A 21,026-nucleotide genomic window follows, 5' to 3' on the forward strand; every position below is an offset into this window, starting at 1 on the left:
CCCGGGCGGAGGTTACCTCCCGGGGCGGCCGGTCGCGCTCACACGGAGCCCCGGAGGTCCGGGGACGGGGGACCGGCCGGGTTCACCGGCTCGGGGCCTCCAGAACCAGGCGGATCTCGGTGACCTCGTAGCCGGCACGGTCGAAGGCGGCGGCCATCGGCACGTTGACGGTGTCCGTGGTCGCGGTGATGCGCCCGGCGCCCTCGGAGGCATGGAAACGGGTGATCTCGCCCAGGATCTCGTCGATCAGCCCCTGGCCGCGCTGCTCCGGTACGACGCCCAGGTAGCCGACGTTGCGGTGGTACGGGGTCGCCGACGGGACGGCCAGGCCCGCGAGGCGGCCGTCCGGGAGGTGGGCCAGGCGCCACCAGGAACGCTCGCCGGGGCAGTCGAGGTAGAACTCGAAGTCCTCGCGGGCCAGCTGCTCGGCGTCCATCAGCTCCAGTTCGTGCCGGGTCGTCAGGTCGAGGCTGTCGTGGGAGAGCCGGACGAAGGCGTCCAGCATCTCCTCGTCGGTGCCCTCGCGGAAGACGAGCCGGCCGGTGGGCTCGGCGGTGCCGGCGTCCGGGGTCCACTCGTAGCGCAGGCGCTCGATCTCGCGCGTCAGCCCGGCCGCGGTCGCGGCCTGCCGGCGCCAGGCGACGGCCGCGGCCAGCTCCGGCTGCTCCCGCCAGTCGCGGGGCAGCGAGAGGTTGTAGCCGGGCCGCTTGCCGAAGGCGGCGTGCCCGGCCTCCAGCAGGGCGGCGGCGACCTCGGCCGGGTCGGCCACGTCCCCCCGCACCTGGAGGCAGTCGAGCGCGACGGGCCGCTCACTGTCGGCGCGCCCCCACCACAGGGCGCGGGCGAGGATCCGCCCGTCCTCGTCCTCGGCGAGCCAGATCCACTCGGGCCGGATCTGGTTCTCCGCGAGCTCCTCCCGGATCCGCTCGGCGGTCAGGGCGGGCACGGGGCCGTCGGCGGGGTGGGCGACGGCACGGTCGAGGTCCGCGGGGTCCGCGAGGGCAGCACGAAAGATCATTGGCCGATGATCACACGGGGTCACCGCTCCGACCAGGGGTTTCACCCCGCGGCTCGGTCACTCCCGCCGTTCCACGATCCCTTCCAGCGCGTGCGCGTACTCCCGCAGGCGCCGCTCGAAGGGCTCCGCCGAGCCCGACGAGGGCATCAGCAGGCCGGGCAGGAACGCGACCCGCCACATCAGGAACACCTCATGGAGCGACCGCCCACGGCCGGGCCCGCCCCACGCGCACACCGCGCCGATCACCTCCGCGATCTCCCGGGCCCCGGACTTCACGTCCTCGCCACCGCGCAGGGCAGCCACCCCCACCAGCGCCTGGAGGAGATGCGCCAGCTGGAGGTCGGCGCCCATCCGGGCCATGCGGCGCACCGTTTCCGGCGCGCCGAGGTCCGGGGTGTACTCCTCGATGCGTCCCGACCACATCAGCAGGGTGACCGGCGGGACGTCGTGCTCCCGCAGGTAACCGAGCCCGTCCATGACGTCCATCGACTCGGCGTGGAAGTCACCCAGCCGACGCACCACGTCCAGCGCCCGGTCCAGCTCGGCGCGGTGACGCGCGACGAACGCGCCCACCGACACCGATTCCAGCGCCGAGCCGCACTCGACGAGCGCGCCGAGCGGACCGAAGACCTCGCGTACGAGCGTCGTCTCCGATGCCACCGGCAGCGCGGCCCCCTGGTCCGCCATCCCGCCGCTCCTTCGCCTGCGCCTACGCCCGCGCCTACGTCTACGTCTACGTCACGGAGAGGCGCTCGGGGAGCCGGTCGGTTCCGCCCGTGCCGATGGCCGGCCTCCGCGGGGGAGACCGGCCATCGGGTGGGGCGTCGTACGTGCCGCTACGACCAGGTGATCAGGCGGCGGGGGTGTTCCAGGACCGCCGCGATGTCGGCCAGGAAGCGGGAGCCGAGCTCGCCGTCGATGAGACGGTGGTCGAAGGACAGCGCCAGGGTGGTGACCTGGCGCGGCTTCACCTTGCCCTTGTGGACCCACGGCTGGAGCTTGATCGCGCCGACCGCGAGGATCGCGGACTCGCCGGGGTTCAGGATCGGCGTACCGGTGTCGACGCCGAAGACGCCGACGTTGGTGATGGTGATCGTGCCGTTCTGCATGTCCGCCGGGGAGGTCTTGCCGTCACGGGCCGTGGCGACCAGCGAGGACAGGGACTCCGACAGCTCGCCGAGGGTCTTGGCGTGCGCGTCCTTGATGTTCGGGACGATCAGCCCGCGCGGGGTGGCCGCCGCGATGCCCAGGTTGACGTAGTGCTTGAGCACGATCTCCTGGGCCGCCTCGTCCCAGGACGCGTTGACGTCCGGGTTGCGGCGGATGGCCACCAGCACGGCCTTGGCGATGAGCAGCAGCGGGTTGATCCGCAGCCCCGCGAGGTCCGGGTCGGCCTTGAGCTCCTGGACCAGCTTCATCGTGCGCGTCACGTCGAAGGTGATGAACTCGGTGACGTGCGGCGCGGTGAAGGCCGAGCCGACCATGGCCTGCGCGGTGACCTTGCGGACGCCCTTGACCGGGATACGGGTCTCCCGCGCCGAGGCGTCGGCCGCGGGGGCCGCGGCCACCGCGACGGGCGCGGCCACAGCGGCCGGGGCGGCGGCCGGAGCCGCCGCGGGGGCGGCTGCCTGCGGGGTGATCGCCGCGGCGGCCGCGGCGTGCACGTCCTCCCGGGTCACGACCCCGCCGTCGCCGGTGGGGACCACCGAGGCCAGGTCGATGCCGAGGTCCTTGGCGAGCTTGCGCACCGGCGGCTTGGCCAGCGGCCGCTCACCGGCCGGCTGCGCCGGGACGGCGGGCAGCGGCGCCGGTGCGGCCGGAGCCGCCGGAGCGGGCGCGGCCACCGCGGCCGCCGTGCCGTTCTGCGCGGCCACGGCTGGCGCCGGGGCGGCCTTGCGCGGGCGGCGCTTGGTGGAGGCCTCGGAGACCCCGTAGCCGACCAGCACGGGCTGGCGGGCGGCCGGGGCCGCCTCGGCGGCGGCCGGAGCGGCCACCTCCTGGACGGGGGCCGCAGCCTCCGCCTCGCCGGTCTGCACCGAGATGATGACCTGGCCGACGTCGACCGTGGTGCCCTCCTCGAAGAGGAGCGCGTGCACGACCCCGTCGAACGGGATCGGCAGTTCCACGGCGGCCTTGGCCGTCTCGACCTCGCAGACGACCTGGCCGTCGGTGACCGTGTCACCGGGCTGGACGTACCACTTGAGGATCTCGGCCTCGGTGAGGCCCTCGCCCACATCGGGCATCTTGAATTCGCGGATGGTCATGACGCGGGTCTCCTAGTACGCCAGCGAGCGGTCGACGGCGTCGAGCACCCTGTCCAGGCCGGGCAGGTACTCGTCCTCCAGGCGGGCCGGCGGGTACGGGGCGTGGAAACCGCCCACGCGCAGGACCGGCGCCTCCAGGTGGTAGAAGCACCGCTCCGTGATGCGGGCGGCGACCTCCGCGCCCACGCCGAGGAACACCGGCGCCTCGTGGACGACCACGAGCCGGCGGGTCTTCTCGACCGAGGCCTGGATCCCGTCGAAGTCCACCGGGGACATCGAGCGCAGGTCGAGGACCTCCACCGACTTGCCCTCCTCGGCGGCCGCGGCCGCGGCCTCCAGGCAGACCTTCACCATCGGGCCGTAGGCGGCCAGGGTGACGTCCGAGCCCTCGCGGCTCACGCGCGCCTTGTGCAGCTCGCCGGGGATGGCGTCGAAGTCGACCTCGCCCTTGTCCCAGTAGCGGCGCTTCGGCTCGAAGAAGATCACCGGGTCGTCGCTGAGGATCGCCTGCTGGAGCATCCAGTAGGCGTCGCTCGCGTTCGAGGGGGAGACCACCTTGAGGCCCGGCACGTGCGCGAAGAGCGCCTCGGGGGACTCGCTGTGGTGCTCGACCGCGCCGATGCCGCCCGCGTACGGGATGCGCACGACGACGGGCATCTTGACCTTGCCCAGGGCGCGCGCGTGCATCTTCGCGAGCTGCGTGACGATCTGGTCGTACGCGGGGAAGACGAAACCGTCGAACTGGATCTCCACGACCGGCCGGTACCCGCGCAGGGCCAGGCCGATGGCGGTGCCGACGATGCCCGACTCGGCGAGCGGGGTGTCGATGACCCGCTCCTCGCCGAAGTCCTTCTGCAGGCCGTCGGTGATCCGGAAGACACCGCCCAGCTTGCCGACGTCCTCACCCATGATCAGGACCTTGGGGTCCTGCTCCAGGGCCTTGCGCAGCGACTCGTTGAGCGCCTTAGCGATCGACATCTTCTCGACAGCCATCAGTGACCCTCCTCGAAGGACGCGAGGTAGGCGGCGAACTGGGCGCGCTCCTCGTCGACGAGCGCGTGCCCGTCCGCGTAGACGTTCTCGAAGATCGCCATGGTGTCCGGGTCGGGCATGGCGCGCACGGCCTCGCGCACGCGCTTGCCCATGGCCTCGCTCTCGGCCTCCAGCTCCGTGAAGAACGCCTCGTCGGCGCCCCCGGTGGCCAGCAGGTGGGCCTTCAGGCGCAGGATCGGGTCCTTGGCCTCCCAGGCCGCCGTCTCCTCGTCCCGCCGGTACTTCGTCGGGTCGTCGGAGGTGGTGTGCGCGCCCATGCGGTACGTGAACGCCTCGACCAGGGTCGGGCCCTCGCCGCGGCGGGCCCGGTCCAGGGCCCAGCGGGTCACGGCCAGGCAGGCCAGCACGTCGTTGCCGTCGACGCGCACGCCCGGGAAGCCGAAGCCCTGTGCGCGCTGGTAGAGCGGCACGCGCATCTGGCGCTCGGTCGGCTCGGAGATCGCCCACTGGTTGTTCTGGCAGAAGAACACCACGGGGGAGTTGTAGACGGCGGAGAAGGTGAAGGCCTCCGCGACGTCACCCTGGCTGGACGCGCCGTCACCGAAGTAGGCGATGACCGCGGAGTCCGCGCCGTCCTTGGCCACGCCCATCGCGTAACCGGTCGCGTGGAGCGTCTGCGAGCCGATGACGATCGTGTAGAGGTGGAAGTTGTTGGTGTTCGGGTCCCAGCCGCCGTGGTTCACGCCGCGGAACATGCCGAGCAGGTTGGTCGGGTCGACCCCGCGGCACCAGGCCACGCCGTGCTCACGGTAGGTCGGGAAGACGTAGTCCTCGTCGTTCAGCGCCCGGCCGGAGCCGATCTGGGCCGCTTCCTGGCCCAGGAGCGAGGCCCACAGGCCCAGCTCGCCCTGACGCTGCAGGGCGGTCGCCTCACCGTCGAAGCGGCGGGTCATGACCATGTCGCGGTACAGACCGCGCAGGTCTTCGGTGGTGATATCGGCGACGAAGGGGGCGAATTCCGCGTTGTCCGCGTTGTCTACCCGGTCCCCTTCGGGCGTCAGCAGCTGTACGAGCTGAGGTACGGCGTCCTGCGTCTGCGCGGTGGCAGCGGCGGGCTTGGCGGCGGCGTTCGCCGCGCCTGCCGCCCGCTTGGTGCCGCTGCTGCGTCGCGGCTTGCGCGCGGCAGTGCTCTCCACGGTCACGTGTGCTCCTCCGTCGGTCCGGCACCCGGGTTCTCCGGGGTCCAGTGCGGCTCACCTGTATCCGTAACGAGCGCACGGGGTGGGTGCGCTTCGCGTACGGGGATTCAGGCGTGACAGGTGCCCCGGCGAGTGCCCTGCGCAATGCACGTTACCCAGTGCGCCGCATAACTGCGAAACCCCGTTTGACCTGCGTTTTTGCTTGGATTTCCTAGTAAAAACGCAGCAACGGGAACAACCACTGGTCACAGCCTTGCAGGGGCCGGGAACAACGGCACGTTATCCCGGGTAACTCCGGCAGGGAAGGGGTGAGTGTGTGAAACTGACTTCGTGCGCGAAGACGGAAAAATCAAGGTATTCCTCCTGGACGACCACGAAGTGGTACGCCGGGGCGTCCACGAGCTCCTGTCGGTCGAAGACGACATCGAGATCGTCGGCGAGGCCGGTACCGCGGCCGATGCCCTGGTCCGTATCCCCGCCACCCGTCCCGACGTGGCCGTCCTCGACGTCCGGCTCCCGGACGGCAGCGGTGTGGAGGTCTGCCGCGAGGTGCGCTCGCAGGACGAGGACGTCAAATGCCTGATGCTGACCTCCTTCGCCGACGACGAGGCACTGTTCGACGCGATCATGGCCGGCGCCTCCGGCTACGTGCTCAAGGCGATCCGCGGCAATGAGCTGCTGAGCGCCGTACGCGACGTCGCCGCCGGCAGGTCGCTGCTGGACCCGGTCGCCACCGCCCGCGTGCTGGAGCGGCTGCGCGACGGCGGCAGGAGCGGCAGGGGCGACGACCGGCTCGCCCACCTCACCGAGCAGGAGCGGAAGATCCTCGACCTGATCGGCGAGGGCCTGACCAACCGCGTCATCGGCGAGCGGCTGCACCTGGCCGAGAAGACCATCAAGAACTACGTCTCCAGCCTGCTCTCCAAGCTGGGCATGGAGCGCCGCTCGCAGGCCGCCGCCTACGTGGCCCGCCTGCAGGCCGAGCGGCGCTGACCCTGACCCCCGCCGCACGCGCGCGTCACACATGGTGACGTTCCGGTGGCGGTGCGGGTCCCACGGGGCCCCGTGTTCCATTCGGGACCAACGTCCCCCGTCCTCGGGGCGGGCTGCTCTTCCCCGGCGGGGTGTCCGTGGCCGAGAGTGGACGCCATGTCCTCCGAGGAACTCCACGCCGTCGAACTGCTGCGCCGGGTGCCGTACGGCCGCGTGGCCACGAGCATGCGCGCGCTGCCCTTCCTCGCGCTCGCCCGCCATATCGTGGCGGACGGCAGGGTGATCTTGAGAATGCATTCCGGTTTCGGCTACCACCAGGCCTGCAACGGCAGTGTGGTGGCCTACGGGGCCGACAATTCCCATGCGTCGGACCCCGAGCTCTGGTCGGTCCAGTTCACCGGAACGGCGCAGGTCACCGAACCCACCAACGCCGAACTGGAGCTCTTCGGCCCGGTTCCGCATTTCATCGACGGCCAGGTCTTCGACCCCGTCTACATGCGGATAGAACCCCAGTTCGTCACCGTGCACTCACTGGCCCGGAATGCGGACCGGGAGTACCAGTACGCGCTCTGACCCGCGCTCACGCGGATACGGGAACGGGCCCGGCGGAATTGATTCCGCCGGGCCCGTCCGCGTATCCGTCTCACTCTTCCGAGTTGGTGCCGCCACCGCCGCCGACCGGGCCGCCGGGGCCGCCGGCCGTCTCCGTGGGCTTGGTCGGCGGCGTCGTCGGAGGCTTCGTCGACGGGGTCGTCGAGGGCTTCGTCGACGCCGAGCTGCTCGGCGAGGCCGAACCCGTCGGCGTGTGCGTCGCGGTGGCCGTCGGCGTCGGGCTGAAGCTCTGCGTCCGGCTGCGGGTCGCCTGGGGCGAACTGTCGCTGGTGGGCGGGGTGTTGTCCTGGGTCTGCGGCGGCGGGGTGAGGTTCGGGGAGGCCGACTTGCTCGGCTGGTCGCCCGGCGTGGTCTGGGTGGTCTCGGGCTTCTTCTTGTCACCCTGGCCCACGGTGTTGACGGCGTAGGCCACACCGCCCATCACCGCGACGATCGCGAGGACCGCGAACAGCCACGCCTTCCAGCGGCTGCCGCTGCCGCCGTGGTCGTCGTAGCCGTCGTATCCGTCGTAACCGCCGTTGCCGGCCGGGCCGTGGCCGCCGGGGAAGGCCGAGCCGTCGTCCGGGTTCAGCGACGGCACCATCGGCTGCTGGAACTGCGAGGTCGAGGCGTGCGCCCCGTACTGCTGCTGGCCGCCGTTCCCGGGCAGGGGCATGGCCGTGGTGGCAGAGGCGCCGCCCCGCCCGTGCGGCAGGGACATGGTGACCGGGCCGGTGCTCCAGGTGCCGGTGTTCGGCCCCTGGTCGTGCAGCATCTGGAGCGCGTACTGCACCAGCCCGCGCATCTCCTCGGCGCTCTGGAACCGGTCGTCCGGATCCTTGGCGAGGGAGCGCATGACCAGGCCGTCGAGCTCCTGCGGGAGGTGACGCCCCTCCGGCAGCTGCGAGGGCGGCACCGGCGCGTCCTGGACGTGCTGGTAGACCACCGACAGCGGGGTCTCGCCGGTGAACGGAGGACGCAGCGCGAGCAGTTCGTAGAGAAGACAGCCGGTCGCGTACAGGTCGGAGCGGTGGTCGACGGCCTTGCCGAGGGCCTGCTCGGGCGACAGGTACTGCGGGGTGCCCATGACCATGCCGGTCTGGGTCATCGTCGACTGGGCGCCGTGCAGGGCGCGGGCGATGCCGAAGTCCATCACCTTGACCGCGCCGGTCTCGGTGATGATGACGTTCGCGGGCTTGATGTCGCGGTGCACGATGCCGTGCTGGTGCGAGTAGGCGAGGGCTTCGAGCACGCCCGAGGTGATGATGAGCGCCTGCTCCGGGCCCGGGGCCTCGGCGCTGAGCAGGAGGTCGCGGATCGTACGGCCCTCGACCAGCTCCATGACGATGTACGGGACGGTGTTCGGACCGACCTTGTCCTCGCCCGAGTCGTACACGGCGACGACGGCGTGGTGGTTGAGTCCGGCGACGGACTGCGCCTCGCGCGTGAAGCGGGCCTTGGACACCGGGTCCTCGGCGAGGTCCGCGCGCAGCAGCTTCACGGCGACGGTGCGGCCCAGCCGGACGTCCTCGGCCGCGAACACCTCGGCCATGCCGCCGCGGCCCAGCCGGTGGGTCATCCGGTAACGGCCGTCTCCCACCAGGCCGCCGGCGCCCCAGTGCTCAGGACCATCGGTCATCCCGGCGCCGTTTCCATCGGGTTCGGGTGCCATCAGTCCTCGCCGTCGTATCTCTCGGCCGCCGCTCAGCGGTCGTCCTCTTCGTCGGTGCTCCGGTGAACGCTACAGCCTCGGAACCGGTCACCGTTCGGACAAGGCCGCCTGTGCCCGTGTGGTCACGGAACGGGCACCTGGCTTGACGTGTGCTTGCCCTCGGGCAGACTGGGCGCCATATGAGCCCGGCCAGAGGCGTGGGGACACATCCCGAGGGGAAGCAACAGTCATGAGCCAGGACGGCACTCAGGGCCAGTACGCGGGCGGCTCTCTGGCCGGTGGCCGTTACCAGCTAAGGGACTTGCTGGGCGCGGGCGGCATGGCGTCCGTGTACCTGGCGTACGACTCGGCCCTCGACCGGCAGGTCGCCATCAAGACGCTGCACAGCGACCTCGGCCGCGAGCAGTCCTTCCGCGAACGATTCCGCCGCGAGGCCCAGGCTGTAGCGAAACTGTCGCACACGAACATCGTCTCGGTGTTCGACACCGGCGAAGGCGAAGTGACGTTCGGCGGCGGCGGCGCCGCGGGCGACGGCGCGGTGATGCCGTACATCGTCATGGAGTACGTGGAGGGCCGGCCGCTGGGCTCGGTGCTGGAGGAGGACGTCCGCCTGCACGGGGCCATGCCGGCGGACAAGGCGCTGAAGGTGACGGCCGATGTGCTGGCCGCCCTGGAGACCAGCCACGAGATGGGGCTCGTCCACCGCGACATCAAGCCCGGCAACGTCATGGTGAACAAGCGCGGCGTGGTCAAGGTGATGGACTTCGGCATCGCCCGCGCCATGCAGTCGGGGGTGACCTCGATGACGCAGACCGGCATGGTCGTCGGCACCCCCCAGTACCTCTCGCCCGAGCAGGCGCTGGGGCGCGGGGTCGACGCCCGTTCCGACCTCTACTCGGTCGGCATCATGCTGTTCCAGCTGCTGACCGGTCGGATCCCGTTCGACGCGGACTCGCCGCTGGCCATCGCGTACGCCCACGTGCAGGAGGAGCCGGTCGCCCCGTCCTCCATCAACCGGTCGCTGACGCCGGCGATGGACGCGCTCGTGGCACGGGCCCTGAAGAAGAACCCGAACGAGCGTTTCCCCACGGCCGCGGCCATGGGCGACGAGGTCGCGCGGGTGCTGGGCGCCGGGCAGACGGGAGCGCCGGTCATCGTCCAGGGCCAGGGGCCCCTGAGCAGTGGCGCGGGCGTGGCTTCGGCCGTGTTCCCGCCGGTGGAGTCCGGGTACCAGGCGCCCCCGCAGTCGGTGCAGCAGCCGTACCAGGCGCCGCACACGCCGACGCCGGCCCCGTACGCGCCGACGCCGGCCCCCCAGCACGCGCAGGGCGGCTACGCCTACCCGCACACGTCCCCGTCGCAGCAGCAGTACGCGCCGCAGACCCCGCCGCCGTACACGATCTCCCCGACGAGCACGCCGTCCGCGGCGTCCGGTGACGGCAAGCGGAACAGGCCGGTGGTCATCGGCGCGATCGCGGTGGCCCTGCTGGCCATCGGCGGTCTGATCGCGGCGATCTCGATGAACGGGGACGACAAGGACAAGGGCACCACGGCGGACCCGGGGAGCTCCGCGTCCGCGTCGGCCTCCGCGAAGGCCGGGTTCAAGGGGCCCGACCTCACGCGCACGATCGACAAGAAGAAGTGCACGGAGCCGGTGAAGCACTACAGCGAGGCGGGCAAGTATTCGGCGCCGGACCTCAAGTACAAGAACCTGCTCTCCGTGAAGGAGTGCATCCAGGCTTCGGGCGGCCGGTACACGATCGTGCCGAAGGACGAGGCCGTGTACGGCAAGGACACGGTGCTGTTCCAGTCCCCGGCCGCCGGCGAGAAGATCGACAAGGAAGGCACGGAGTACACGCTGACCGTGTCGACCGGCAACCCCGAATAGCGCGACCGGCGCCGCCGCGGGGCAGCGCCCGGCGGAGCCCCGGCGGCTCGGCACCAGGCGCAGTGCGACACACCGGCATCCCGGACACCCCGATGGGGCGTCCGGGATGCCGCTTTTGCCCCACTATGTAAATCTGGGCGCATATCTCTGACGCGCAGCGAGCAGCTCGTGGCTCGGGACGGGAGGGGCTCCCCGTGATCCAAGGCTTCCGCCCGCCGCACTGGCTGGCCTGCGCGGCCCTGGCCGCCGCCGCGCTCGCGCCCACCGCTTCCGCGTCCGCCGGCCCCTTCCTGACCCCGGCCCGGCAGGCCGCCGCGCCCGCCGCACCCGCCTCCCCCGACGACCCCTACGAGGAGCTGGCCGGAAGCGTCGCCGGGGTCGGACGCGAGCACCCCGGGCGGCCGGTCGGCGAGCCCGCCAACCCGGAGCTGACGGTGGCCTCCCGCCCGCTGCCGGCCCGCCCGCGTACCGAGCCCGCCGATCCGGCCGACCCCGCCGCGCCCAGCGCGCCCACCGCCACGACCCCGCGTCCGCCGACGGCCGCCGTCGCCGCCCCGAGCCCGCCTTCGGCGGTCGTCACCGCCCTCGGCAGCGGGACCAACGACCGGGCCGCCGACCTGGCTGCGCACATACTGCCGCTCGGCACCGGATTCGCCCTGATGGGCCTCGGCCTCGGCTACCTCGGGATGCGTCTGCGCCGGGGGATGTGAGCGGCCCGGACCTCCCGCCCCGGGCGGGGTCCCCCTTGCGACGTACGCCTGAGGACGGTTGCCGAGCATGAACATACTCGGTATACATACCGAGTATGTCGATCCGTCACGGGCTACTCGCCCTGCTGGAACGGGGTCCTCGGTACGGCTCCCAGCTGCGCACCGAGTTCGAATCCCGCACCGGCTCCACCTGGCCCCTCAACGTCGGGCAGGTGTACACGACCCTCGCCCGTCTCGAACGGGACGGCCTCGTCGCCCCCGGCGGCGAGGACGCAGCCGGCCACACCCTCTACGCCATCACCGACGCCGGGCGCACCGAGCTGCTCCAGTGGTACGAGCGGCCCGTCGACCGGGCCAACCCGCCCCGCGACGAGCTGTCCATCAAGCTCGCCATGGCCGTGGGCGCCCCCGGCGTGGACATCCGCTCGGTCATCCAGTCGCAGCGGCACGCCACGATCAAGGCGATGCAGGACTACACCCGGCTCAAAGCCACGGCGCTCGCCGCGGTCGAGACCGGCCGGTCCCGCGAACGCGACGACGTGGCCTGGCTGCTCGTCCTGGAACAGCTGATCTTCCAGACCGAGGCCGAGGCCCGCTGGCTCGACCACTGCGAAGCCCGGCTCGTCCGGCTCTCCCTGCCGGCCGACCGGAGAGCCGCGGAACCCGAACGACCCCAGGCCGCCGCAGCCGGGACCCCGGCCCCGACCACCACCACCCCGCCCCGTACCGCTCGTACGCGCCGTGGCTGAACCACCGTTCCAGGGGGGACACTCCATGCCTGACCAGCCCCAGTCCCAGCAGCCCGTACTGCAGTTGGACCGACTCGTCCGCACGCACGGCAGCGGTGCCACCGAGGTGCACGCCCTGCGCGGGATCGACCTCTCCGTCTTCCCCGGCGAACTCGTCGCCGTCATGGGCCCTTCCGGCTCCGGCAAGTCCACGCTGCTCACCCTCGCGGGCGGCCTCGACACCCCGAGCAGCGGCCGGGTGATCGTCGAGGGCACCGACATCACCGCGGCGAGCCGCAAGCAGCTGGCCGCCCTGCGGCGCCGCAGCATCGGGTACGTCTTCCAGGACTACAACCTGATACCGGCCCTCACCGCCGCCGAGAACGTGGCCCTGCCCCGGGAACTCGACGGGACCTCCGCCCGCAAGGCCCGCGCCTCCGCGCTCGCCGCACTGGAGGAGATGGGCCTCGGCCAGCTCGCCGACCGCTTCCCCGACGAGATGTCCGGCGGCCAGCAGCAGCGCGTGGCCATCGCCCGCGCCCTCGTCGGCGACCGCCGCCTGGTCCTCGCCGACGAGCCGACCGGAGCCCTCGACTCCGAGACCGGCGAGTCCGTCCTCGCCCTGCTGCGCGCCCGCTGCGACGCGGGCGCCGCCGGGATCCTCGTCACGCACGAGCCGCGCTTCGCCGCCTGGGCCGACCGCGTGGTCTTCCTGCGCGACGGCAGCGTGGTCGACGAGACCCTGCGCAGCCACGCCGACTCCCTGCTCTCCGGGCAGGCGGCCGGCCAGTGACCGCTCCGCTCCAAGGCTGGTACCACTCCTGGGTCGCGGCCCTGCGCATAGCCCGCCGCGACGCCTGGCGCGCCAAGGGCCGCAGCGCCCTCGTCCTCGCGATGCTCGCCCTGCCGATCGTCGGGGTGAGCGCCGCCGACCTCACGCTGCGCAGCGCCGAACTCTCCCCCGAGCAGGCCGTCACCCGGACGCTCGGCGACGCCGACGCCCGGGTCAGCCACTCGCACATCTCCGGGCCCGTCAACCAGACCCCCGACGGCACGAGATCCGTGCCCGTCGGCGGCTACAAGGACTACGACCCCTCGAAGGCCTCGCGGGAGAAGCCGGAACCGGTGGAGTCCCTGCTCCCGGCCGGTTCCCAGGTCCTCAAGGACAGCAGCGGCTACACCAAGGTCCGCACCACGCACGGGCTGCTCGACACCCAGCTGCGCGAAATCGACACGCACAGCCCCCTGATGAAGGGCATGATCACGCTCAACCGCGGCCGGCTGCCCGAGGCCCCGGGCGAGGTCATCGCCACCCAGGCCTTCCTGAAGGACTCCGGCCTCTTCGTCGGCTCCTCGGTCACCCCGCGCGGCGCACCCTCCCCGCACAAGATCGTCGGCGCCTACGAGCTGCCGGACGAACTCGGGCGCCCCGAGATCATCGCCCCGCCCGGGACGCTGATCGCCCCGCTGAACAAGGCGCTGCTGGCGTCCGGCGGGCGCACCGTGACCGCCGACGAGAAGTACCTCGTCAAGGTCGGCGGCGCGGGTGTCACCTGGGACGCGGTCAAGGCGGCCAACACCAAGGGCCTGGTCGTCGTCTCCCGCGCCGTCATCCTCGACCCGCCCGCCGACTCCGATGTCCCGCTCTACCGGGACGAGCCGAAGGCGATGTACGAGAACAACGGCAACAAAGCCGTCGAGATGGCCATCCTGGCCACCATCGTGGGCCTGGCCATGCTGGAGATCTGCCTGCTCGCCGGACCGGCCTTCGCGGTCGGCGCCCGCCGCTCGCGCCGCCAGCTGGGCCTGGTCGGCGCCAACGGCGGCGACCGGCGCCACATCCGCTCCATCGTGCTCTCCGGCGGCCTGGTCATCGGCGCCGTCGCCGCCGTCACCGGCACCGTCGTCGGCGTCCTGCTCACCGTCGTGCTGCGGCCGGTGCTGGAGGACACCCTCGGCAACCGCTTCGGCGGCCTCGACTTCCGCCCGCTGGAGCTGGCAGGCATCGCCCTGCTCGCCGTGATCACCGGCCTGCTGGCCGCGATCGTCCCGGCCGTCACCGCCTCCCGGCAGACCGTGCTGGCCTCGCTGACCGGCCGCCGCGGCATCCGCCGCGCCAACCGGGTACTGCCCGTCCTCGGCCTGGGCGCCGTCGCCGCCGGCGCCGCGATCGCCCTCTACGGCACCACCTCGGAGCTGGGCAGCACCGTCGTCGCGGGCGGCAGCGCCCTCGCCGAACTCGGCATCGTCGCCCTCACGCCGGTCCTTGTCGGCCTGTTCGGCCGGCTCGGGCGGTGGCTGCCGCTGTCGCCGCGGCTCGCGCTGCGCGACGCCGTGCGCAACCGCGGGCGTACGGCCCCCGCCGTGGCCGCCGTACTGGCCGCCGTCGCCGGAACGGTCGCCGTGGCGACCTACCAGCAGAGCTACGACGTCCAGATGCGCCACGAGTACCGGGCCGAGCTGCCGCACGGCACCGGACTGCTGGAGACCGGCGAGAACAGCGCCTACAAGGAGGTGCCCGCGCTGCGCGAGGCCCTCGCCCGGGAACTGCCGCTGGCGCAGCGGGCGGACATCGACCGGGTGGTCGTCGGCAGGCCGGGCTGCGAGTCGTTCTCCGGGGACCCCGGCTGCGGCCGCGCCGAGATCATCACGCCCAAGGAGCAGCGCTGCCCGCTCTACGAGGACGCCAAGGGCAGCGCGGCCTTCCCCGAGGCGCAGCGCAAGGAACTGCGCCAGGACTGGCGCTGCCAGGAATCCCGGTTCGGCACGCGGCATTCCGTCCTCGTCGGCGACGAGAAGGTGCTGGGCGTGCTCGCGGTGACCGACCCGGGCTCCGTGGCCGCCCTCAAGGCCGGCCAGGCCGTCTCCTTCGACAAGCGCCAGGTCAGGCACGGCCAGATCACCCTGCGGATCATCACCGAGCAGGGCGAGGACGACGTCATGACCGGGCACTACCCCGATACGCCCGGTGAGGACAAGGTCTTCCCCGTCCACGTGGCTCCCGACTCGGCCCAGAGCTGGGGCGTCGAGCTGATCCTGCCGCCCTCGGCGGTCAAGGCCGCCGGACTGGCCACCGCGCCCGTGGGCTCGTACTTCAGCCTCGACGGGGCGGCGTCCAGCGAGCAGCGCCAGAGGATGGACGGGGAGATCGACCGGACGGGCGTGGAGGCCTCCCTGCGCATCGAGGCGGGCTACGAGGGCGACAACAGCCTCGTCATGCTGGCCCTCGCCGTCTTCGCGGGACTCGTCACCATCGGCGCGGCCGGCATCGCCACCGGGCTGGCCCAGGCGGATGCCGAGGCCGACCTGAAGACGCTGGCCGCGGTGGGCGCGGCGCCGCGGGTACGGCGGACGCTGAGCGGCTTCCAGTGCGGGGTGGTCGCCCTGATGGGCGTCGTCCTGGGCTCGGCGGCCGGGATCCTGCCCGCCGTCGGCCTGCGCCTGACGGAACAGCGGGAAGCGGAGGCGCTCTACCGGGAGTCGATCGAACAGGGCTTCGCGGCGGTGACGGAAGCGGTGCCGTACGTACCGATCTCCCTGCCGTGGGAGACCCTCGGCGGGCTGCTCGTCGTGGTTCCGCTGGGCGCGGCCCTGCTGGCGGCCCTGGTCACCCGCTCCAGCGGCGCGCTGGCCCGCCGGGCCGCGGGGTAGGGCCAGGGGCTGGGACCGGTGCCGCGCTTGGTGCCCCCGTACAGGGTGGATCACGACTGTACGGGGGCACACCGTGTGAGTACGGAGGTGTGCGAGAGAATGACGGCATGGAGATGCCGAGGAGTGAACGGTCGCAGGACAGCCCCCCGCACGTCCTGATCGTGGGACAGGACGGGACGGCGGTCGGCGACGCCGATGACGAGTCGCGCGAGGTCCCGGTGACGGAAATGGTCGAACAGCCCGCCAAGGTCATGCGGATCGGCAGCATGATCAAGCAACTCCTGGAAGAGGTACGTGCCGCGCCTCTCGACGAGGCGAGCCGGGTCCGGCTCAAGGACATCCATGCCGCGTCGGTCAAGGAGCTGGAGGACGGCCTGGCTCCGGAGCTCGTGGAGGAACTGGAGCGCCTGTCGCTCCCGTTCACCGAGGAGGCCATTCCCTCCGAGGCCGAACTCCGGATCGCCCAGGCTCAGTTGGTGGGCTGGCTGGAGGGCCTCTTCCACGGCATCCAGACGGCCCTGTTCGCGCAGCAGATGGCGGCGCGGGCGCAGTTGGAGCAGATGCGCCGCGCCCTCCCGCCGGGCGGGCCGCACGACGACGACGAGGACGGCGGCCACGGCGCGATCCGCTCGGGCCCCTACCTCTAGCCCAGAGGCGGACAGCAGAAAAGCGGGTCCGGCCCACGCCCCACCGGCGCGGCCGGACCCGCTTCCGCCGTTTCAGCCTTCTTCAGCCGTCTTCAGCCCCGCCGGCGTTCGAGGCGCCACCTGAGCCCCGCCGGCGTTCGAGGCGCCACCTGAGCCCCGCCGGCGTTCGAGGCGCCATCTTCAGCCCCGCCGGCGTTCGAGGCGCGGGGCTCCGGGGCAGCGCCCCCGGCAGCGGCGCCGCACCCGACGTCCGGCACGCGGGGTGGGGCCCCCGAGAAGTGCGGCTCCCGGCCAGGGACATGGCCGCCGCATACTCAAGGACATGAGCTACGACGCGATCGTGCTGGCCGGCGGCGCCGCCCGGCGACTCGGCGGGGCCGACAAGCCCGCACTGAGCGTCGGCGGCCGCGCACTCCTCGACCGCGTCCTCGACGCCTGCCCGGACGCCCGGACCACCGTCGTGGTCGGCGGTCGCCGCCCCACCGCACGCCCGGTGCACTGGACCCGCGAGGACCCGCCCGGCGGCGGCCCCGTGGCCGCGCTGGACGCCGGGCTGCGCCGGACCACCGCCGAGCAGGTCCTCGTACTCTCCGCAGACCTGCCGTTCCTCGACCGGGAGACCGTACGGGCCCTGCTGGACGCCCCCGGCAGGGACGGGGCGATGCTGCGCGACCCCGACGGCCGGGACCAGCCGCTGGTCGCCGCCTACCGGGCCGAGCCGCTGCGCCGCGAGATCGCCCTGCTCGCCGCCGAGCACGGCACCCTCACCGGGCTCCCGCTCCGTGCCCTCACCGCCGAACTGGACCTCTCCCGTGTCACATCGCGGCCACTTGCCTCCTTCGACTGCGACACCTGGGACGATCTCGCCGCCGCCCGCGCCAGGATCAGGGAGCATGGAAGCGTGCTGGACCAATGGATCACCGCCGTCAAGAACGAGCTGGGCATCGACCTCCCCGTCGACACCAAGACCCTGCTCGACCTCGCCCGGGACGCCGCCCACGGCGTCGCCCGGCCCGCCGCCCCGCTGACCACCTTCCTGGTCGGCTACGCGGCCGCCCACGCCGCCGCCACCGGCGCCGACCCCGCCCAGGCCGTCGCCGAGGCCTCCCGCAAGGCGGCCGACCTGGCGCTGCGGTGGGCCGACGAGGCAGCGGCCGACACCGCCGAACAGAACGGCTCCGGATGACCCCCACGAACTCCGCCGAGCAGGCCCTCGACGAGGCCCTGGCGCTGGTCAGCCGTGCCCCGGAGGGCGGCACCGGCGGCGCCGGAGGCGGCGCGGGCGGCCACCGCGCGTCCGGCTGGCAGCGGGCCCGGGACACCGCCACCCACGCCGGGAGCAGGGTGCGGCCCCGCACCCACCGCGTGCCCCTCGCGGACGCCCTCGGCGAGGTCCTGGCCACCCCCCTGGACGCACTGACCGACCTGCCGTCCTTCGACACCTCCGCCATGGACGGCTGGGCCGTCGCGGGTCCCGGTCCCTGGAGCGTGCGCGCCGGGAGCGGCGTCCTGGCCGGCTCCGAGCGGCCGGAGCCCCTCACCGACGGCGAGGCCGTACGGATCGCCACCGGCGCCCGGATCCCCGCCGACGCCACCGCCGTCATCCGCAGCGAGCACTGCCGCGAGGCCGGCACCCAGCTCTTCGCGGACCGGCCCGTCCTCACCGGCCAGGAGATCCGCCCGCGGGGCCAGGAGTGCCGCTCCGGCGACCTGCTGCTGCCCGCCGGCTCCCTGGTCACCCCGGCCGTGCTGGGGCTCGCCGCGGCCGCCGGGTACGACGAGCTGACCACCCGGCCCCGCCCCCGCGTGGAGATCCTGGTGCTCGGCGACGAGCTCCTCACCGAAGGCCTCCCGCACGAGGGGCTGGTCCGCGACGCCCTCAGCCCCATGCTCGGTCCCTGGATGGAGCGCCTCGGCGCCGAAGTCATCGGCACGCGGCGGCTCGGCGACGACCCGGCGGGAGCCGCGGCCCTGCTGGAGGCCGTCACCACGAGCACCGCCGATGTCCTCGTCACCACGGGCGGCACCGCCTCCGGACCCGTCGACCACGTCCACCCGGTGCTGCGCGAGGCCGGCGCCGAACTGCTGGTCGACGGGGTGGCGGTGCGCCCCGGGCACCCCATGCTGCTGGCCCGCATCGGCTCCGGGACCCCTGACGGCGACACGGTGCGCCATGTGGTCGGACTGCCCGGCAACCCGCTGGCCGCCGTCTCCGGGCTCCTGACCCTCGCCGAACCCCTGCTGCGCGCCCTCGCCGGCCGCCGCAGGCGCCCCCGCTACACGGCGCCGGTGCAGGGCGACGTGCCCGGCCACCCGTTCGACACCCGGCTGGTCCCGGTCGTGCTGAGCGACGAGCACGCGGTGCCGCTGCGCTACCACGGGCCTGCGATGCTGCGCGGTGTGGCCGCCGCCGACGCGCTGGCCGTCGTACCGCCCGAGGGCGCGCGGTCCGGGCAGGAGCTGGAGATTCTCGATCTGCCCTGGGCTTCTGGAGGATGTTTCACGTGAAACTGCACGGCCAGGACTCCATGGCCCGCGGCGCCGACGAGAAGCTCGTATCCCGGCGCATCAAGCTGCCCAGACGCGTGGTCGAGGCTCCGCTGAGCCAGGTCGGCAAGCGCCTGCTGATGGCCCTGTTCGTGCTCTTCCTGACGGTCTTCGTCGTGTGGCTGGACCGCGACGGCTACCACGACAACGCGAACGAGCAGGTCGATCTCCTCGACTGCTTCTACTACGCGACGGTGACGCTGTCCACGACCGGCTACGGCGACATCGTGCCGTACAGCGACAGCGCACGGCTGATCAACATCCTGGTGATCACGCCGCTGCGCGTGCTGTTCCTGATCATCCTGGTCGGTACCACCCTGGAAGTCCTCACGGAACGGACGAGGGAAGAGTGGCGGCTCAAGCGCTGGAGGAAGAACTTGCGTGAGCACACGGTCGTCGTCGGCTTCGGCACGAAGGGCCGCTCGGCCCTTCTGACGCTGTTGGCCACCGGCCTCTCGAAGGAGCAGGTCGTCATCGTCGACCCCAGCGCCAAGGTGATCGACACTGCCAACGCGGAGGGGTTCACGGGCGTGGTCGGCGACGCCACCCGCTCCGACGTCCTGCTCCGCGCCGAGCTGCAGAAGGCCCGTCAGATCGTCATCGCCACCCAGCGGGACGACACGGCGGTCCTGGTCACCCTGACCGCCCGGCAGCTCAACCGCGGGGCGAAGATCGTCGCGGCGGTGCGCGAGGAGGAGAACGCCCCGCTGCTGCGCCAGTCCGGCGCGGACGCGGTCATCACGAGCGCGAGCGCGGCCGGCCGGCTGCTGGGCCTTTCGGTGCTCAGCCCGAGCGCGGGCACCGTGATGGAGGACCTGATCCAGCAGGGCAGCGGCCTCGACCTCATCGAACGTCCCGCCCGCAAGGCCGAGGTGGGCAGGTCGGTGCGGGACACCGAGGACCTGGTGGTGAGCGTGCTGCGCGGGCACCGGCTGCTCCCGTACGACGATCCGCACGCGAGCCCGATCCAGCTGACGGACCGTCTCATCACCATCGTGCGGGCGGCGCCGCCGACTTCGCCCCAGGTACGGCTGGGTCCTGCCGAGTAGCCGCGCCGTGGCGTAGCCTCCGGGCCATGCATGCGATCACCATCGAGCAGCCCGGCGGCCCCGAGGCCCTGGTCTGGGCCGACGTACCCGATCCGGTGCCGGGCGAGGGCGAGGTCCTCGTCGAGGTCGCGGCGAGCGCCGTGAACCGCGCCGACGTACTCCAGCGACAGGGGTTCTACGATCCGCCGCCCGGCGCCTCGCGCCATCCGGGGCTGGAGTGCTCCGGACGGATCGCCGCGATCGGGCCGGGGGTGTCAGGCTGGTCCGTGGGCGACGAGGTGTGCGCCCTGCTGGCGGGCGGCGGGTACGCGGAGCGGGTGGCCGTGCCGGCGGGGCAGCTGCTGCCGGTTCCGGCGGGAGTGGACCTGGTGACGGCGGCCGCGCTGCCCGAGGTCGTCACGACCGTGTGGTCCAACGTGTTCATGGTGGCGGGGCTCCGCCCCGGCGAGACCCTGCTGGTGCACGGCGGGTCCAGCGGGATCGGGACCATGGCGATCCAGCTGGCGAAGGCGGTGGGCGCGACGGTCGCCGTGACGGCGGGCGGACCGGAGAAGTTGGCGCGCTGCAAGGAGCTGGGCGCGGACATCCTGATCGACTACCGCGAGCAGGATTTCGTGGCCGCGCTGCGCGAGGCGACGGGCGGGGCCGGGGCGGACGTGATCCTGGACATCATGGGCGCGAAGTACCTCGCGCGGAACGTGGACGCCCTGGCCGTGAACGGGCGGCTCGCGGTGATCGGGCTCCAGGGCGGGGTGAAGGCCGAGCTGAATCTCGGCGCGCTGCTGGCCAAGCGGGCGGCGATCACCGCCACCTCGCTGCGCGCACGCCCGCTGGAGGAGAAGGCGGCCATCGTCGCGGCCGTACGCGAGCACGTGTGGCCGCTGCTGGCCTCGGGGCGGATCCGCCCGGTGGTCCACGCCACGTTCCCGATGCGGGATGCCGCTGAGGCCCACCGGGTCCTGGAATCCAGCGCCCACGTGGGCAAGCTGCTGCTCACGGTGTGAGGGCTCTGCCTGCCCGGACCCGGTCCTCGAACGCCGGACGGGCTGGAAGATCCAGCCCCGCCGGCGTTTGAG

18 protein-coding genes are annotated in these 21,026 nt (G+C 72.7%); 12 read left to right on the plus strand and 6 right to left on the minus strand.

Going from position 1 to position 21,026, the window contains the following annotated elements:
- Nucleotides 1-82: 82 nt before the first annotated feature.
- The 5 genes from KO717_RS17790 to pdhA all read right to left on the minus strand — a co-directional run bounded on the left by KO717_RS17790 (nucleotide 83) and on the right by pdhA (nucleotide 5,477).
- Nucleotides 83-1,018, minus strand: coding sequence for a GNAT family N-acetyltransferase (locus KO717_RS17790; RefSeq protein ID WP_301368789.1), 936 nt, complete (start codon nucleotides 1,016-1,018; stop codon nucleotides 83-85).
- 57 nt (nucleotides 1,019-1,075) lie between these two features.
- Entirely contained in the window at nucleotides 1,076-1,705 is a 630-nt protein-coding gene (locus KO717_RS17795; protein ID WP_301368790.1) for a hypothetical protein, read from the minus strand.
- 149 nt (nucleotides 1,706-1,854) lie between these two features.
- Nucleotides 1,855-3,282 (minus strand): dihydrolipoamide acetyltransferase family protein, encoded by a 1,428-nt coding sequence (locus tag KO717_RS17800; protein ID WP_301368792.1) that lies wholly within the window; start codon nucleotides 3,280-3,282, stop codon nucleotides 1,855-1,857.
- A 12-nt stretch (nucleotides 3,283-3,294) separates the two neighbouring features.
- Nucleotides 3,295-4,275 carry an alpha-ketoacid dehydrogenase subunit beta gene (locus KO717_RS17805; RefSeq protein ID WP_030010542.1) on the minus strand — a complete coding sequence of 327 codons (981 nt, stop codon included), beginning with the start codon at nucleotides 4,273-4,275 and terminating at the stop codon, nucleotides 3,295-3,297.
- Nucleotides 4,275-5,477 carry a pyruvate dehydrogenase (acetyl-transferring) E1 component subunit alpha gene (pdhA, locus tag KO717_RS17810; RefSeq protein WP_301368795.1) on the minus strand — a complete coding sequence of 401 codons (1,203 nt, stop codon included), beginning with the start codon at nucleotides 5,475-5,477 and terminating at the stop codon, nucleotides 4,275-4,277. The genes KO717_RS17805 and pdhA overlap by 1 nt, the downstream gene beginning before the upstream one ends.
- Before the next feature lie 327 nt (nucleotides 5,478-5,804).
- Between pdhA and KO717_RS17815 the strand changes: the two genes are divergently transcribed.
- Together KO717_RS17815 and KO717_RS17820 are read left to right on the plus strand one after the other, a co-directional pair.
- A complete protein-coding gene (locus KO717_RS17815) occupies nucleotides 5,805-6,467 on the plus strand; it encodes a response regulator (RefSeq protein ID WP_301368797.1) in 663 nt (220 codons plus the stop codon).
- A 156-nt stretch (nucleotides 6,468-6,623) separates the two neighbouring features.
- Nucleotides 6,624-7,040, plus strand: a complete 417-nt coding sequence (locus tag KO717_RS17820; protein WP_301368799.1) for a pyridoxamine 5'-phosphate oxidase family protein — start codon at nucleotides 6,624-6,626, stop codon at nucleotides 7,038-7,040.
- A gap of 70 nt (nucleotides 7,041-7,110) precedes the next feature.
- On the opposite strand, the gene KO717_RS17825 is transcribed toward KO717_RS17820, so the two are convergent.
- Nucleotides 7,111-8,730, minus strand: coding sequence for a protein kinase domain-containing protein (locus KO717_RS17825; protein ID WP_301368802.1), 1,620 nt, complete (start codon nucleotides 8,728-8,730; stop codon nucleotides 7,111-7,113).
- A gap of 229 nt (nucleotides 8,731-8,959) precedes the next feature.
- Between KO717_RS17825 and KO717_RS17830 the strand changes: the two genes are divergently transcribed.
- The 10 genes from KO717_RS17830 to KO717_RS17875 all read left to right on the plus strand — a co-directional run bounded on the left by KO717_RS17830 (nucleotide 8,960) and on the right by KO717_RS17875 (nucleotide 20,954).
- A complete protein-coding gene (locus tag KO717_RS17830; protein ID WP_301368804.1) occupies nucleotides 8,960-10,618 on the plus strand; it encodes a protein kinase domain-containing protein in 1,659 nt (552 codons plus the stop codon).
- 194 nt (nucleotides 10,619-10,812) lie between these two features.
- A complete protein-coding gene (locus KO717_RS17835; protein WP_301368806.1) occupies nucleotides 10,813-11,328 on the plus strand; it encodes a hypothetical protein in 516 nt (171 codons plus the stop codon).
- Between the two features lie 95 nt (nucleotides 11,329-11,423).
- The gene (locus KO717_RS17840; RefSeq protein WP_301368808.1) at nucleotides 11,424-12,077 is read left to right on the plus strand and encodes a PadR family transcriptional regulator; all 654 of its coding nucleotides are present in this window, start codon (nucleotides 11,424-11,426) and stop codon (nucleotides 12,075-12,077) included.
- A gap of 25 nt (nucleotides 12,078-12,102) precedes the next feature.
- Nucleotides 12,103-12,849, plus strand: a complete 747-nt coding sequence (locus KO717_RS17845) for an ABC transporter ATP-binding protein (RefSeq protein WP_301368810.1) — start codon at nucleotides 12,103-12,105, stop codon at nucleotides 12,847-12,849.
- Between the two features lie 101 nt (nucleotides 12,850-12,950).
- Nucleotides 12,951-15,707: an FtsX-like permease family protein gene (locus tag KO717_RS17850; RefSeq protein WP_301374580.1), complete on the plus strand. Its 2,757-nt coding sequence runs from the start codon at nucleotides 12,951-12,953 to the stop codon at nucleotides 15,705-15,707.
- A gap of 107 nt (nucleotides 15,708-15,814) precedes the next feature.
- Nucleotides 15,815-16,354: a bacterial proteasome activator family protein gene (locus tag KO717_RS17855; RefSeq protein ID WP_030014634.1), complete on the plus strand. Its 540-nt coding sequence runs from the start codon at nucleotides 15,815-15,817 to the stop codon at nucleotides 16,352-16,354.
- A gap of 322 nt (nucleotides 16,355-16,676) precedes the next feature.
- Nucleotides 16,677-17,540 carry an NTP transferase domain-containing protein gene (locus KO717_RS17860; RefSeq protein WP_301368814.1) on the plus strand — a complete coding sequence of 288 codons (864 nt, stop codon included), beginning with the start codon at nucleotides 16,677-16,679 and terminating at the stop codon, nucleotides 17,538-17,540.
- Complete coding sequence (locus KO717_RS17865; RefSeq protein ID WP_301368816.1) at nucleotides 17,537-18,862, plus strand: molybdopterin molybdotransferase MoeA; 1,326 nt, start codon at nucleotides 17,537-17,539, stop codon at nucleotides 18,860-18,862. The genes KO717_RS17860 and KO717_RS17865 overlap by 4 nt, the downstream gene beginning before the upstream one ends.
- Nucleotides 18,850-19,950: a potassium channel family protein gene (locus KO717_RS17870; protein ID WP_301368818.1), complete on the plus strand. Its 1,101-nt coding sequence runs from the start codon at nucleotides 18,850-18,852 to the stop codon at nucleotides 19,948-19,950. The genes KO717_RS17865 and KO717_RS17870 overlap by 13 nt, the downstream gene beginning before the upstream one ends.
- Nucleotides 19,951-19,976: 26 nt before the next feature.
- A complete protein-coding gene (locus tag KO717_RS17875; RefSeq protein ID WP_301368820.1) occupies nucleotides 19,977-20,954 on the plus strand; it encodes an NAD(P)H-quinone oxidoreductase in 978 nt (325 codons plus the stop codon).
- Nucleotides 20,955-21,026: the final 72 nt, after the last annotated feature.

Origin of the sequence: Streptomyces xanthophaeus, from assembly GCF_030440515.1 — a bacterium.
In the GTDB taxonomy this organism is placed as follows: Bacteria; Actinomycetota; Actinomycetes; order Streptomycetales; family Streptomycetaceae; genus Streptomyces; species Streptomyces kutzneri.

Coding starts and splice junctions, on each gene's coding strand:
- KO717_RS17870 (WP_301368818.1), top strand. CDS start 18,850: ATGTTTCACGTGAAACTGCACGGCCAGGACTCCATGGCCCGCGGCGCC.
- KO717_RS17805 (WP_030010542.1), bottom strand. CDS start 4,275: ATGGCTGTCGAGAAGATGTCGATCGCTAAGGCGCTCAACGAGTCGCTG.
- KO717_RS17855 (WP_030014634.1), top strand. CDS start 15,815: ATGGAGATGCCGAGGAGTGAACGGTCGCAGGACAGCCCCCCGCACGTC.
- KO717_RS17825 (WP_301368802.1), bottom strand. CDS start 8,730: ATGGCACCCGAACCCGATGGAAACGGCGCCGGGATGACCGATGGTCCT.
- KO717_RS17865 (WP_301368816.1), top strand. CDS start 17,537: ATGACCCCCACGAACTCCGCCGAGCAGGCCCTCGACGAGGCCCTGGCG.
- KO717_RS17790 (WP_301368789.1), bottom strand. CDS start 1,018: ATGATCTTTCGTGCTGCCCTCGCGGACCCCGCGGACCTCGACCGTGCC.
- KO717_RS17795 (WP_301368790.1), bottom strand. CDS start 1,705: ATGGCGGACCAGGGGGCCGCGCTGCCGGTGGCATCGGAGACGACGCTC.
- KO717_RS17800 (WP_301368792.1), bottom strand. CDS start 3,282: ATGACCATCCGCGAATTCAAGATGCCCGATGTGGGCGAGGGCCTCACC.
- KO717_RS17840 (WP_301368808.1), top strand. CDS start 11,424: ATGTCGATCCGTCACGGGCTACTCGCCCTGCTGGAACGGGGTCCTCGG.
- KO717_RS17860 (WP_301368814.1), top strand. CDS start 16,677: ATGAGCTACGACGCGATCGTGCTGGCCGGCGGCGCCGCCCGGCGACTC.
- KO717_RS17845 (WP_301368810.1), top strand. CDS start 12,103: ATGCCTGACCAGCCCCAGTCCCAGCAGCCCGTACTGCAGTTGGACCGA.
- KO717_RS17850 (WP_301374580.1), top strand. CDS start 12,951: ATGCTCGCCCTGCCGATCGTCGGGGTGAGCGCCGCCGACCTCACGCTG.
- KO717_RS17875 (WP_301368820.1), top strand. CDS start 19,977: ATGCATGCGATCACCATCGAGCAGCCCGGCGGCCCCGAGGCCCTGGTC.
- KO717_RS17830 (WP_301368804.1), top strand. CDS start 8,960: ATGAGCCAGGACGGCACTCAGGGCCAGTACGCGGGCGGCTCTCTGGCC.
- KO717_RS17820 (WP_301368799.1), top strand. CDS start 6,624: ATGTCCTCCGAGGAACTCCACGCCGTCGAACTGCTGCGCCGGGTGCCG.